This window comes from Frankia sp. CcI156, from assembly GCF_001983015.1.
Lineage (GTDB): Bacteria > Actinomycetota > Actinomycetes > Frankiales > Frankiaceae > Frankia > Frankia casuarinae.
Window position 1 is genome coordinate 1 of sequence record NZ_MOMD01000021.1, and the last position, 12,970, is coordinate 12,970.

General features: G+C 70.9%; 16 protein-coding genes and 1 pseudogene. 3 read left to right on the forward strand and 14 right to left on the reverse strand.

Annotated features, from left to right (window positions below; all coding sequences use genetic code 11):
- The coding region (locus tag CcI156_RS09335; RefSeq protein ID WP_139341459.1) for a transposase family protein at positions 1-285 on the reverse strand (285 nt) is incomplete at its 3' end.
- A gap of 689 nt (positions 286-974) precedes the next feature.
- Positions 975-1,425 (reverse strand): annotated as a pseudogene (locus CcI156_RS27680) (protein-tyrosine phosphatase family protein).
- A 196-nt stretch (positions 1,426-1,621) separates the two neighbouring features.
- Between CcI156_RS27680 and CcI156_RS09345 the strand changes: the two are divergent.
- The gene (locus CcI156_RS09345; RefSeq protein WP_076805320.1) at positions 1,622-2,065 is read left to right on the forward strand and encodes a hypothetical protein; all 444 of its coding nucleotides are present in this window, start codon (positions 1,622-1,624) and stop codon (positions 2,063-2,065) included.
- Positions 2,066-2,270: 205 nt separating this feature from the next.
- On the opposite strand, the gene CcI156_RS09350 is transcribed toward CcI156_RS09345, so the two are convergent.
- From CcI156_RS09350 to CcI156_RS09395, 10 genes are all read right to left on the reverse strand, one after another.
- Positions 2,271-3,506: an MFS transporter gene (locus CcI156_RS09350; RefSeq protein WP_023840326.1), complete on the reverse strand. Its 1,236-nt coding sequence runs from the start codon at positions 3,504-3,506 to the stop codon at positions 2,271-2,273.
- Positions 3,503-3,892: a CrcB family protein gene (locus CcI156_RS09355; protein ID WP_011436736.1), complete on the reverse strand. Its 390-nt coding sequence runs from the start codon at positions 3,890-3,892 to the stop codon at positions 3,503-3,505. The genes CcI156_RS09350 and CcI156_RS09355 overlap by 4 nt, the downstream gene beginning before the upstream one ends.
- Positions 3,889-4,236 (reverse strand): DUF190 domain-containing protein, encoded by a 348-nt coding sequence (locus CcI156_RS09360; protein WP_076805386.1) that lies wholly within the window; start codon positions 4,234-4,236, stop codon positions 3,889-3,891. The genes CcI156_RS09355 and CcI156_RS09360 overlap by 4 nt, the downstream gene beginning before the upstream one ends.
- Complete coding sequence (locus CcI156_RS09365; RefSeq protein WP_011436738.1) at positions 4,233-4,754, reverse strand: CrcB family protein; 522 nt, start codon at positions 4,752-4,754, stop codon at positions 4,233-4,235. Before CcI156_RS09365 ends, CcI156_RS09360 begins: the two co-directional genes overlap by 4 nt.
- A 294-nt stretch (positions 4,755-5,048) precedes the next feature.
- The gene (locus CcI156_RS09370) at positions 5,049-5,456 is read right to left on the reverse strand and encodes an arsenate reductase ArsC (protein WP_076805387.1); all 408 of its coding nucleotides are present in this window, start codon (positions 5,454-5,456) and stop codon (positions 5,049-5,051) included.
- Between the two features lie 35 nt (positions 5,457-5,491).
- The gene (locus CcI156_RS09375) at positions 5,492-6,277 is read right to left on the reverse strand and encodes an MIP/aquaporin family protein (RefSeq protein ID WP_076805321.1); all 786 of its coding nucleotides are present in this window, start codon (positions 6,275-6,277) and stop codon (positions 5,492-5,494) included.
- A gap of 9 nt (positions 6,278-6,286) precedes the next feature.
- The gene (locus CcI156_RS09380; RefSeq protein ID WP_023840324.1) at positions 6,287-6,808 is read right to left on the reverse strand and encodes an ArsI/CadI family heavy metal resistance metalloenzyme; all 522 of its coding nucleotides are present in this window, start codon (positions 6,806-6,808) and stop codon (positions 6,287-6,289) included.
- A gap of 389 nt (positions 6,809-7,197) precedes the next feature.
- Positions 7,198-8,571, reverse strand: coding sequence for an alpha/beta hydrolase (locus CcI156_RS09385; protein WP_051623968.1), 1,374 nt, complete (start codon positions 8,569-8,571; stop codon positions 7,198-7,200).
- Between the two features lie 716 nt (positions 8,572-9,287).
- A complete protein-coding gene (locus tag CcI156_RS09390; RefSeq protein ID WP_011436745.1) occupies positions 9,288-9,668 on the reverse strand; it encodes a hypothetical protein in 381 nt (126 codons plus the stop codon).
- Entirely contained in the window at positions 9,665-9,922 is a 258-nt protein-coding gene (locus CcI156_RS09395) for a hypothetical protein (protein ID WP_076805322.1), read from the reverse strand. Before CcI156_RS09395 ends, CcI156_RS09390 begins: the two co-directional genes overlap by 4 nt.
- Positions 9,923-10,068: 146 nt before the next feature.
- Between CcI156_RS09395 and CcI156_RS09400 the strand changes: the two genes are divergently transcribed.
- Complete coding sequence (locus CcI156_RS09400) at positions 10,069-10,386, forward strand: hypothetical protein (protein ID WP_198031033.1); 318 nt, start codon at positions 10,069-10,071, stop codon at positions 10,384-10,386.
- Between the two features lie 72 nt (positions 10,387-10,458).
- Here CcI156_RS09400 and CcI156_RS09405 read toward each other — a convergent pair whose 3' ends face one another.
- Positions 10,459-10,818 (reverse strand): type II toxin-antitoxin system PemK/MazF family toxin, encoded by a 360-nt coding sequence (locus CcI156_RS09405; RefSeq protein WP_076805323.1) that lies wholly within the window; start codon positions 10,816-10,818, stop codon positions 10,459-10,461.
- The gene (locus CcI156_RS09410; RefSeq protein ID WP_035733467.1) at positions 10,815-11,084 is read right to left on the reverse strand and encodes a hypothetical protein; all 270 of its coding nucleotides are present in this window, start codon (positions 11,082-11,084) and stop codon (positions 10,815-10,817) included. Before CcI156_RS09410 ends, CcI156_RS09405 begins: the two co-directional genes overlap by 4 nt.
- 658 nt (positions 11,085-11,742) lie before the next feature.
- On the opposite strand from CcI156_RS09410, the gene CcI156_RS09415 reads away from it, so the two are divergent.
- Positions 11,743-12,948: an acyltransferase gene (locus CcI156_RS09415; RefSeq protein WP_076805324.1), complete on the forward strand. Its 1,206-nt coding sequence runs from the start codon at positions 11,743-11,745 to the stop codon at positions 12,946-12,948.
- The last annotated feature ends 22 nt before the right edge of the window (positions 12,949-12,970 follow it).

The following is a 12,970-nucleotide window of genomic DNA, read 5'->3' on the forward strand; positions in this document are numbered from 1 at the left end:
CTCCTCGGGCACTCGAGAGACGCCGAGCAGGCCCGCGACCGCCTGGCCGGCGTCGGCGGACCATTCACCGATCGCGGTGAACGACCGCGCCCCGGCGAGCACCGCGCAGGTCGCCAGCGTCAGCACAGCGGCCAGGCTGTGCCGCCTGCCGCGGGGCTTCCGGGGGTCCGGTAGCTGGTTGAAGACCGCCAGCAGACCCGCCGGCGACGGAGGCTGGTTGCCGGCGCCGACGGCAGCCAGCCGATCGAGAACAGGGGCAGGCGGTAATACTGGTGCGGCGGGCATGGCACCTCGAGACGATCATGACGGTGTAGGAACCTCCATGATCTCCAGGAGCCGTGCCCGCACCCATGACGCCCCCGGCCTCGCGTCAGAAGCGCGCTACGCAACCCCACTKGAAGCCCCACACAACGCCGAAAGTCTGCTTACCAGCAAACTTGCCGAGGCCCTGGGTCCCCACCGCGATCGGTTTTCTTGCCCGGACTGGATCCGCACCGCCGCGGCCACCGTGTCCCGATGAACGTCGAGCCCCGCGCAGYGCGGGAACACAACCTCCACCCCTACCTCCCTTCCCAACCAGGAAACACCCTCCAAGGTGCGTTACCCGGGGAAGCCTGAACACGGAAACTGAGGAACGCGCTCACGGCAGCAGGAACAAGTGCCCCAGGCCTCCGCCGCCATACTCAAACACGGGCTCGTCCGCACCAGAGACAGCCGACGTCGACCGGGCAACGCCCCACCATCATCCCAGACACGGCCCGGCACCCAGCAAACAGCCCACCGCAGCCCCATCAAATTCTCAGACAAAATCATCCTGTGGCTATCCGACGTTCCACAGCCGCACGGTGCGCTCGTTGCCGCCGCTGGCCAGCGGTGTGCCCGTCCGGGCGAAACGCCCCCGACAACACCCCGTCGGTGCGTACGAGTGGCGGGCGGCACCCTGGAGCGTCTTCCAGGCCAGGCGAGCAGCCCGGTCAACGGTTCGGGAACCGGGTCACCCAACGGCGCTGCCAGGGGGTCTCGATGGCCCGGTGGTGATGGTGTTCCCGGGTCCAGGCGACAGCGTCCGGTGGGTCCAGTCCGGCCAGAACGGCGAGGCAGGCAAGGACGGTGCCGGTGCGGCCGACGCCGCCCCCGCAGGCGACTTCGACCGCCGTGCCGGCCCGTGCCTGCTCGTGCAGCGCCCGGATGTGCCGGGCGGCCTGGTCCTGGTCACGGGGACAGGAGGAAGTCGGGCCAGTCGATCCACGTGCGCGGCCAGTCCAGCTCCCCGTCGTGGCGGCGGCGAAGACGGCTGGTTCCCAGGTAGAGGCGGATCCGGATCACGAAACCGGGCAGACTGGTGCCTTCACCGCCAGCCGGTCGAAGAACACGGGCCGGTAGATAGCGGAACGCTGGAAGAGCCCCTACGCAAAAATCTGACAGGCTCTCACTGCTACATCAGGCTGGAAATCCTCGCCAAATCCGACCCGGCCGGCGACGGACTCACACGACACGCACAAGATAGCCGTGATACCACGGCCACTCACCGCATAACCTGAACATGGAGGATCGCGCAGGGACGATCTTCTAACACCACACCAGCGGACGTGACCCGAACATCGATCGGGAGAGGAATCCGATGACGCGCAAGCACCTCGTCAGCACAGCAGCGAGCGCTGCACTTGCCGCCGGGCTGGCCCTGACCGGCGCAGCACCGGCCCGGGCAACTACCGCCCACGTCGCCCGCAGCGTGGCCACTCCCGACYCCCGCGCCTCCTACCGGCTGTGGACCCAGCGCGGATACGGGTACGCCGACGTTACCAAGACCTGGTCTGCCCAAAAGGGCTACCCGGGCTTCTACCATGGCACCGTCTCAGGCTGGGTCTACCATTACCACGCTCCCGCCAACCGCAAGGTCGCGGTGCAGGTGAGCGCCGACGGCCGTGTTTTTCCCCCGGAGGGCGCGACATCGAGCTACCGGTACTTCTCCGTCAAGTACGCCTACACCAAGCGGGTTCTGGTCCGCGCCTGCCTGTACCGCTCCGGCGCCAAGGGCGTGTCCTTCTGCGGCCCCTGGAAGTGACCAGCGGGCATTCCCCGTTGGCCGCCGTCAACTCCGCGCTCCGCGCGTCCTGCGACGCGCTGCCCGCGGCCAGGTGCGCGATCCACACCGGCCAGGTGAACCCGGGACAGGACGCCCGGGCGTGGAGTGGGTAGGCCTGTTGAGGTGGACGGGCGGGCCTCGCRTCCTCCTGCCCGACGATTAGCGTTAGCGTCGTTGTGCCTGCTCAGGGGCGGATGCGCCGGCTGGCCGCGAGGAGCGCCAGCGCCGCGACCTGCACGGCGGCGGTGACGGCGATGAGGGCGGGGATGGACAGGTCGTAGAGCGCGCCGGCCAACGCGCCGCCGCCGGCGGTGGTCGCGCCGACCACGCCGGCGAAGACGCCGTAGGCGCTGGCCCGGCGGGCGGGCGGGACGAGGTCGGCGACGGTGGCCCGCAGGGTGGATTCCTGCACGCCGATGGCCGCTCCCCACACCAGCGTCCCGGCGACGGCCAGCGCGGGGGTGTTGGTGAACGCCAGCGCCGGGACGGCGGCGGCCAGCGGCGGCAGCACGGCGAGCACACCGGGGCCGTGGCGGTCGTAGGCCCAGCCGGTCGCGAGCGCGGCGAGGGCGTCGACGCCCATGGCCGCGGCGTACACGACAGGCACCGCGGCCACCGGCAGCAGGCCACGGGTGACCGCGTGGAAGGACAACACGCCGAACGTCGCCAGCCCGGTGGTGGTCGCGGCCGTGAACCCGGCATACGTCCAGAAGGCCCGGGGTAGTCGGGCCCGGGGCGCGGCGGCCGGGGCCGGGCCGGTACGGGGGACGGGCACGGCCGGCGGCTCGTCCGGCTCGTAGCCGGCCGGGTCGGGCACGCGGGCCCGCAGCCAGAGCAGAACAGCAAGGACACCCAGGCCGGGCAGGGCCAGGACGCCGAGCGCCGGGCCGTAGCCGGCGCCGGAGGCGAGCACCGCGGCGACGAGCAGCGGCCCGGCCAGCGCGCCGAGCTGGTCCATCGCCTCGTGCACGGCGAACCCGCGGCCCCGGCCGGTGGCGGCGGTCGCGTGGGAGAGCAGCGCATCCTTGGCCGGGCTGCGAACCGCCTTCCCGACCCGTTCGGCGATCACCAACAGGCCGGCCGCCCACAGCACGCCGGTCACGCCGAGCAGGGGCACGGCGGCGACGGTCAGCGTGTAACCGGCGATCGTCCACGCCCAGAACCGGCCGGTGCGCTCCGCCAGCGGCCCGCAGACCAGCCGGGGCAGCAGCGCCGCGGCCTCGCCCACCCCGGTGACGACACCGACCACGACCGCCGACGCGCCGAGGGAGGCCAACAGCGGCCCGGTGACCGACCGGGCGCCTTCGTAGACGACGTCCGCCAGCATGCTGACCACGCCGAAGACCAGGACAAACCGCCACGGCCGTAGCCTGACCGCGGCGGCGGGCGCTGTGCTCGTGCCGTGCGCCGGTCGGATCATCCCCACACCGCCCGCGCCAGGGCCGCGCCGAGAGCGGCGGCGCCGAACGCGGCGAGCACACTGCCGGCGACGTTGGCCGCGGCCAGCAGCCGGGCGCCGTCCTCGGCCAGCCGCAGCGTTTCGTAGGAGAACGTCGAGTAGGTGCTCAACGCCCCGCACAGCCCGGTCCCCACCAGCGACACCACCTGCTCCGACGCCACCCACGCCGGCGGCGCGCCCGCGCCCGCGGCGCCGGCGACCAGGCCGAGGAGCAGACTGGCCGTGACGTTGACGGTGAACGTACCCCAGGGAAAGACCGTGTCGTGTCGGGTCTGCACCGCCCGGTCGGTCAGATAGCGCAGCGGCGCACCGGCCGCGGCCCCGGCGATCACCAGCAGCCAGTTCACCGACTCGCCTCCCGGCCGACGTAGCGGATCACTTCGACCTCGTCGAGGATGACCAGCCCCTCGGTGACGAGTTCATCGAGTTGCGGGAGGAAGGCCCGTACCCGTTGCTCGTCATCGACGATGACCACCGCCACCGGCAGGTCCTCGCTCAGCGACAGCAGCCGGGCGGTGTGCACGATCGAGGATGYGCCGAACCCCTCCACGCCCCGGAACACGCTCGCCCCGGCCAGCCCGGCGCGGTGCGCCCGGTGCACGATCTCGCTGGCCAGCGGCCGGTGATGCCACACGTCGCTCTCCCCGACGAACACCGTCAGCCGCAACGCCCGGCCGCTCAACCTCATCACGCCCGCCTTCCCGCGACCCGTCGCGTCCTCGCCACGAACCATCGCATCGCAGCCGCCGCCGCCCACACCGCGCCCAGCGCGGCGAGGACGCTCAGCACCAGGTACGCCAGTGCCAGCCCGGTCCGCCCGCCGTCCACCAGCCGCTGCGCGTCGAGCGCATACGTGGAGAAGGTGGTGAACCCGCCCAGCACCCCGGTGCCCAGGAACGGGCGGACCAGCGGATGCACCGTCCGCACGTCGGTGATCAGCACCATCAGCACACCGATCGCCGCGCAACCGGCCGTGTTCACCGCCCAGGTGGTCCACGGGAACGTGCCCGGCATCGTCGGCCACACCAGCGACGCCCCGTACCGGGCACATGCCCCCACCGCCCCACCGGCCGATATCACCGCCAGCAGCAGGACCGCGACCGGCGCGTGACGAAGCTGCCGGCGCCGCACCGGGACAGGCCCATCACCATCAGGGTCGGTGCCATCAGGGTCGGTCGGTGCACCGACCGTCTGCTCGGTGTCGTCCACGCCCGCCCCCTACCTGCGCGACACCCGGGCCAGCCAGGCATGACTTGTCACAGGTAGGGACCGTTGGYGGCGCGCTGCCGCGGTTCGGGTCCGGCGGGCCCCACCGCCGCGCGGTGACCGAAAGCCGCCGCCGTCACACCATACCGGCTTCACTGCCACCGGTTCACCGCCACCGGTTCACCGCCACCGGTTCACCGCCACCGGTTCACCGCTACCGCCGGACGTCGTCAGCCCCCACCAGGATGCCGGCAGCCGCCAGGCCGGGCGGGTGCCGGCCTGCCCGGCCTGGCGTGCTCAGGCGGCAGGCAGGAGTTCCCCGATGAGTTTTTCGACGCGGGCGCGGATGTCGTCGCGGATGGGTCGGACGGCGTCGAGATCCTGGCCGGCGGGGTCGTCGAGTGCCCAGTCCTCGTAGCGGATGCCGGGGAAGACGGGGCAGGTGTCGCCGCAGCCCATGGTGATGACGACGTCAGAGGCCTCGACGGCGTCAACGGTGAGGATTTTCGGGGTTTCGGCGGTGATGTCGATGCCGACCTCGGCCATCGCGGCGGCGGCGACGGGGTTGATCCGGTMGGCGGGTATGGAGCCGGCAGAGCGGACCTCGATCTTCCCGGCGGCGAGACGGGTCAGCCAGCCGGCGGCCATCTGGGAACGGCCGGCGTTGTGGACGCAGACGAACAGCACCGAGGGCTTCGCAGACACGACGGTGTCCTTTCCGGTCGGGTTGCCCAGGTCGATCACGAGACACCTCCAGGAAGACGTGAAGGGGCGGCGCCGTTGGGTGCCACGGCGCTGTCCGGGTGGGTGAGCAGCACCCCGGCGGCCTGCGCCGGGCCGGCGGGAGTCGGCGGGTAGAGCAGCCGCACCAGCCCGTAGCCGACCGCGCCGCCCACCGCCTGGGCGGCGATGAACGCGGGCACCGAGGCGGGGGCGATCCCGGCGAAGGTGTCGGAGAACATCCGCCCGATGCTGATCGCCGGATTCGCGAAGCTGGTGGAACTGGTGAACCAGTAGGCCGCGCCGATGTAGGCGCCGACCGCGGCCGGTGCCCGCTCACCCCGCCCGGACCGCACCAGCGCGAAGATCAGCAGGATGAGGCCGGCGGTCGCGACGACCTCGGCGAGCAGATGCGCCCCGGACGCCCGGTGATGCGTGGAGATCGACACCGCCGACCGGTCGAATATCAGGTTCGCCAGCACCGCCCCGGCGACGCAGCCGAGGATCTGGGCGGGCAGGTAGGCGACGGCGTCCCGCCACGACAGCCCCCCAAACGCGGCGTCAACCACCGTGACCACCGGGTTGACATGCGCCCCGGACACCGGCCCAACCATCAGAATGATCGCGTAGAGGCCGGCGGCGGTCGCCGCGGCGTTCTCGACCAGCTGCAGGCCTGTCTGGTCCGGGCTGAGCTGCGCCGCGGCGATCCCCGACCCGACAACCAACGCGGCGAGCAGCATGGCGCCCAGCGCTTCGGCGGCCAACCGCCGCACCAGCGGCGGCCGGCCCTCCCCGTYGTCTGTCACCGTTCGCTCTCAGTGACCGGTGCCGGCGGTGGCCGGCTCGATCGTCACCGCCGGCACCGTGGGAGCGCACACCGGCCCACAGCCACACGCCGACCCGGGAGCACCCCCGGCCCCCGGTTCCACGGTGCGCAGCTGCGGGCCCGCGCCCTCGGCGATATCGGCGAGCACCGTGTAGATCTCCCACGGCGCACCGTCCGGATCATCCACCCACACCTTGTCCTGCAGCGCGTAGCAGCAGGCGGTGTTCTCCTCCACCGCCGTCACCAGCCCCGCCTCCCGCAGCCGGCTGGCGGCGGCCGAGACCTCCTGCGAGGTCTCGATCTCCACCCCGAGATGGTTCAACGCCCCCGCCACCCCCGCGCCGCGGGCGTCCGGGTTCTCGATCAGCACCAGCTTCAACGGCGGCACGTCGACGGCGAAGTTCGCATATCCCGCCCGCCGCTTCGCCGGCCCGACCCCGAACAGCGTCGTGTAGAACTCCACCGCCGCGTCCACGTCCGAGACGTTCAACGCCAACTGCACCCTGGCCATCCAGCCCACCCCTTACATCGACACCCATCTATGTTCTTGCGGGCCGAGGATGACCGCAAACATAGACGTCTGTCAATGGCTGGGGCATGTCGGCGGCACGGCGACCGCCTCCCCACCGGCGGGCCTCCCGGTCGTCGACCCGGTCATCACCCCCGCGGCGGCCGGCCCGCCCGGTCTCGCCGGGACGATCTTCGCGTGCCGCGCTCCACTCGCCCGCGCCCCGCTGTGCGCCGACCGGGGCCGGCGACCGTTACGCCGGCCCGCGCACCGGCGAAGTCGTCGCCTTTCCGGATAATCCTCACGGTGAGCCTGAATCGCAAAGGCCATGAATCGCAAAGGCCCTGAATCGCGAAGACGCTGAATCGCGCAGACCGAGAGAAGACCGAGACTCAAGAGCCCGCCGCTGTCGGGACGTCAGGGCAGATCGTACCGCGCTTCGGGAGTATCAGGTCGACCAGGTAACGCTCGACAGCCTGGCGGACGCAGCCACTGTCCTGGAAGTAGGCGGTGTGCGTGTAGGAGCGCCATGTCAACAGCACGCTGTTGGCGAGTTGACGGGCGAGGGACACAGCCCCGGAGTAGGGCGTTGCCGGGTCGCCGGTGCTGCCGACGAGGAGAATCGGCGCAGCGCCGGTGGCGTGGAACGGTCCGGTGTAGCGGGAGGCAGCCTTAACCGGCCAGACCACACAGGCAAGGGCACCGAGACCAGAAAGCAAGCCGAAATGGGGACTCTCGCGGTTGAGTTCGTCAGCAAGTCGCTGGTAGGCGCCCACGGTCGGGAAGACCTTGTCGGCGCAGGTGATGGCCGTATGCGCGGCGATGGCCGTATGCGCGACATCGGCGCTGGTGGAGGTGCTGTACGGCAAGGGGAGGATGGCCCCGATCGGGTCCTGCGCTGCGAAGGAGAGCAGCTTGGAACCGTCGTTGTTGTCGTCGGCCAGTGCCAATGCTTCCGCGAGCCGCGGCCACATGGCATGGGAGTACAGCGCGGACCGGACCCCGATCATGGCGGTCACCCAGTTGAGCGTGCGGGCGGCGCCGGTGTCCTTACCGCCGGCCGGGATCGGCTTCTCGATGAGCCGTTCGACCAGGCGGTCGAAGGCGCCGGCCGGGTCGCCGTGGCCGAAGCCACAGTTGGGCCGGGCCTTGCAGTCGGCGAGGAATGCGCCCAGCGCGGTCTCGAAGCCCTGCGCCATTCGGCGTAGGTCCTCCTGCGGTTGGTTCATCCACACGTTCGGATCTTCTACGCCGTCCAGCACCAGCGCCCGGATCCGGGTCGGGAACATGCTGGCGTAGGTGGCGCCCAGCACKGTGCCGTAGGATCCCCCGTAAGAGGTGATCTTGTCCTCGCCGAGCGCGGCTCGCAGCAGATCAAGATCCCGGGCCGCGGCCTCGGTCGACAGATACGGCAGTTCAGCGCCGCTGAACCGTACACAGCCCTGCGCCCACTGACGCCTGTCGTCAACCAGCTCCTGGTACACGTCRTCATCCTCACTCCCAGCGCGGGAAGCGCGGGAGTCGATCGCGAACGGGGAGGTGGCGGCCGGCGGATCATTATCCTGCCCGCTGCTGCAACGGACCGGCGCGCTCCCACCGACACCCCGCTGGTCGAACCCGACGATGTCGAAACGGTCGCGCAACGACGCGCCGAAGAAGCCCAGCCAGTCGCGGATGAACCCGACTCCCGACTGGCCCGGCCCACCGGCCAGCATCACCAGCGAGCCGATCCGCCGGTGTGGCTGGCGAGCCGGAGCACGGATCAACGCCAGGTTGATCGTGCCTGCGRCAGGCCTGGCGTGGTCCAACGGAACGGGCAGAGTCGCGCACTCCAACCCGTTCTCACACGGTTTCCAGGTTAGCTTTGTCYGGGTGGCCGCGGCGGCGGACCCAGACAAGCCCGACCCTGATATACCGGTCAGCAGCGGCAGGCTTACCGCAAGCACGGCAGCAAGGAATGGGCGTGGTATACGGGCTGATCGGGACGGGCGCATCTGGCCTCCGCTCTCCGGTTCGGTCGAGTGCGTGGCGCTTGCGCCCACCTGCCAGCATGAGCATGCATATAGGCCTCGTTCCAGGAACTCGCCCTCACCCGGCCGGGTGGCGTCAGCGAGCTTTACCGCCGGAAATGTCGCGCAGCCCGTACCCGAGGTAGGTGAGCGAGCGTCTGCCGAACCCTCCCGGCTCCCCTTTTCGTCTTCTCGCCGTGACGGCGGCGGCCACGACCCGCCCGCGGGCGCCAAGACGGGTGTTGGCCGCGGTGGAGCCGCCGGGCCGGTGGCTGCCCCGTCCCCTCGTTACCGTCGCACGGCATGCCGTCGGGTGCGACCGGGGACTGACACATCGTGGTTCCTCACCAGCTCACCCTGGCCTGGCGCCGTGACGATCGGCGCTAGATCGTGACCGACTGCCACTCCCGCGGCCCTCACGGACCCGGCCGAGGCGACATCCGTCGTGCTCGCCCCATCCGGGCCGGACCAGCTCACGGGCGGAGATCCAACAGGCGCACCGGCTGACCCGCCCACCGGTCCGGCGCCGCCGTCGCGATCACCGCGCCCTCGGGACGCTCCGGGGCGGGCTCGGCCGCGTACCGCACGTGCGCCGGCGCCCACCCGGTATCACGGGCCACCGCGAGCGCGGCCGCCAGGTCCAGCTCCACGATCGTCACCGCGGGCAGCGCGGCGATGTGCTCGGCGGTCCCCGGCCGGGCCCGGTCCGCCTCCACCAGCGCACACGCCGGCGCGTACAGAAAGTGCCCCGGCCCGGTGTGAGCGCGTTGGATCAGCCGGGAGGCCAGCACGTTGCCGTAGCCGGCCGAGACCATCGCGGTCTCGTCCAGCACCACATGCAGCGCGTCGCTCACCGTCCCAACGCCCGTGCCAGCCGCCGGTCCAGCTCGGCGTCGGCCTGCGCGGCCTCCTCCTCCGTCGGGTCGTAACCACTCCACTCCCGCAGCACCGCCCGCGCCCGCTCGGCGCGCTCAGCCCGCTCCGCTGGCGTCAGCAGCGTGCTCGCCAACCGGGCCAGATACGCCCGCAACGACAGCCCCTCCGCCGCCRCCACCTCAGCCAGCCGATCCCGCGCCTCCGCCGGAATCCGCACATTCGCATCCGCCATGGACAGCCTCCTTTCACCCACCCCACAGGATACKGGTACGTTCGCGTACCCGTATCGAACCCCGGCTACCTGGTAGCGGCGGCCAGCCAGATCAGGGGCGCAGAACTGCCAGCCCGGCCAGCATTTTCGCTGTGATGATCGCGTTGGTGACGACAGTGAGGCAGCGGGCCTGGTCGGTCTGCTGCTCGGGCCCGGAAAGCCGYTACCCTCAAGGCCGTTATCCTCTGCTGCAACCGACCGGAGCGGGGGAAACGATCTTCACCTACGAGTTCGCCACGGTGGAATGGTTGTGGGACCAGGGGTCCATCCGGGTCAACATGCCCCGGGGTAAGGAGCGGATGTTCCCCGGCAGCTACGACGAGCTGGTCACGGTACTGTCCGACCTCGGCGGCCAGGGCTGGGACGTGGCCACGTGCGCGGCCACCGGGAACTGGCTGTTCTGGACGCTGCGGCGGCAACGCTGATGTCGGGCTGAATGGGACGGGGGTTGACGTGGCGAACCTGCGCGGCTCGCCAGCCGTGCCCGCGGCGGCGGGTCAGCAGAAGGCGACCATCTCGCGTAGCCACTCGCCCAGCTTGGCGATTTCGGTGGCCGACGCGGTGCCCAGCGGTGTGGACCGGGTGAACCGTTGGGTGGATACCGCCGTGATCTCCTCGGTGYGCGCCCAGCTCGGCCGGTCCAGGCCGGACTCGGGCGAGTCGATGCGCACGTGATGGTCCAGGCCCCGGTCCCGCGCGGTCAGGGGCACCACGAGGGCCATGTCGATCGGGAACCGGCAGTGYGTCGCCGAGCCGACCACCACGGCCGGGCGCGGGCCGCCCTGCTCGTGCCCRATCGGCTGACCGAAGTCCACCAGCCACACCTGCCAGGACGCGAGTCTCAGCGCCCGGCTCACCGGTGGTACTCCGGATACTCCTCACGTGCATCCGGCAGGCCGTCGCCGGCCGCGTCGTCGGTCAGCCGCGCCTCGGCCCGGTAGCTGGCCCACTCCTCGGGGTCGGCGCGCAGCTCCTCGTACCGCCGCATGATGCGGCTGATCTTGTGTTCCTTGACCAGGCGCCGGACCGCCTCGCCCAGCGGCACGCCATGGAAGTCCCGCTCGGCGATCTCCGCCAGTTCGTCGCGTAGCCCGCTGTCCAGCTGCATAGATGTCGTAGCCATACACTCCAGTGTGGCACGTGCTATGGACCAAGCTATGGCCATGGGTCGAGCTGCGGCCGGAGGCCGACTCGGTCGTGGTCAAGGACGCTGGCCGCTTCGTGCTGTGGGTCGCCMATGTCGCCCGTGCTCGGCGCGATGGTGCCTACGGGGCTCGATGCCCGGCCGCAGGTCCCCGGCCGCACCAGCCTGATCGGGCACGGTTCGGATCGCCGTTCCCCGCGCCAGACATACGCTCGGACGAACGTTGACGTCGTCAAGCGTCGCCCGCGCCCGACCGGCCGATGCGCACCCGGCCGGCATTCCGGGTGACGTGCACCTGCTGTGACCAGCCACGTGCCCTGACCACTCACGTGCCCTGACCATCGGACCGGCTTCGGACAGAACGACGTATCGAGCTCCTGACCCGGGGAGGGACGGGGCCGCCGGCAGGACCACGCGGCACAGGGAAACGGTGGTCCGATCGGAACACGTCACCGGATGTTGCTTTCGTATACCTCATGACACACACAGTAAACACTACCCTTACGTTAGGGTTGAATGGTGTCGGTGCGTGATCGCCCACGAGGCCGGCGATCGAGCAGCGTCACCGGCGCCGGATGTCCACGGAAAACGGATGTTCGGTGGGAAAGGAACGTCCGGAGGAAAGGGACCACACCGCATGACCGATCAGCACCCACCGTTCGCCAGGTCTCCCCGCCGGGTCCCCCACCAGCGAAGCCCCACAGCGGAGCCGATACCCGTACCCACACCCAGGGCCGGCACGCTGGCCGCGGCCTTCGATCCTCACCGCAACAACCTCAACGCGCTGCGTCTCATCCTGGCCGGCGCGGTGCTCGTGTCCCACTCATGGCTGTTCGTCCGGGGAGAACCGGACCCGTTGACACGTCTGCCCGGTGCCCCCGACCTCGGCACGTTCGCCGTGGACGGCTTCTTCCTCCTCAGCGGCTTCCTGATCATCCGTAGCCACCTGCGGGCACCATCCACCGCCCGTTTCCTCTGGCACCGGTTCCTGCGGGTCGTGCCCGCCTTCTGGGTCTGCCTCGCGCTGACCGCCGTCGCGATCGGTCCACTGCTGTGGCRCCTGAACCGGGGCACCACCGCCGGCTACCCCTGGACCGGCCATGACTCGGCGGTCCGCTACCTGCTCGTCAACGCGGCGCTGAAGATGAACCAGTTCAACATCGGCGACCTACGCGCCGGGCAGGCCGTGGACGGCCCCCTGCACACCCTGTTCTTCGAAGCGCTGTGCTACCTGATGGTCGGCGTTTTCGGCACGGTGGGGATCCTGCGCCGCCGCCGYGGGCTCGTCCTCACCCTCGCCGTCGGCGGGTGGCTGCTCGCCGTCGGCGGGGCGCTCCTCGGCGCCAACCGGCTCACCGACTCCCACATCCTGAAGTACACGGCCGTCTTCCTCATCGGGGCGGCGATGTTCCTCTACGCCGACCGCATCCCGCGCAGCCGGGCCCTACTCATCGCCGCCGCCGCCCTGCTCGCCGCGGGCCTGCTCATCCCCCACGCCTACCGGCCCCTCGCCCTGGCCCCGCTGGCCTACCTGCTGCTGTACGCYGGAACCGGACGGGGGCTGTCGCGGGTGGGGGCGCGCCGCGATCTGTCCTACGGCATCTACGTCTACGCCTGGCCGCTGCAACTGCTCCTGCTCGAAGCCGGGGTCGATGCGGGTATCGGTACGGGTGCCGTCGTCGTGCACATCGCGGCCTCCCTCGCCGTCACCTCCCTCGCCGCCCTCGCAAGCTGGTATGCCATCGAAGCACCCGCCCTTGCGCTGAAATCCTGGCAACCGCCGTCGCCAAGACGTTCGACGGACGCGGGTGCGGCGCACCTGTTCGTCCCGCGGAGCCGTTGACCCCCCGCAAAGGCCGACGCAA

Bases quoted from the DNA above. Each gene is read 5' to 3' on its own strand.
- CcI156_RS09350 (WP_023840326.1), bottom strand. From the start codon at position 3,506: ATGATCCGACCGGCGCACGGCACGAGCACAGCGCCCGCCGCCGCGGTC.
- CcI156_RS09380 (WP_023840324.1), bottom strand. From the start codon at position 6,808: ATGGCCAGGGTGCAGTTGGCGTTGAACGTCTCGGACGTGGACGCGGCG.
- CcI156_RS09410 (WP_035733467.1), bottom strand. From the start codon at position 11,084: ATGGCTACGACATCTATGCAGCTGGACAGCGGGCTACGCGACGAACTG.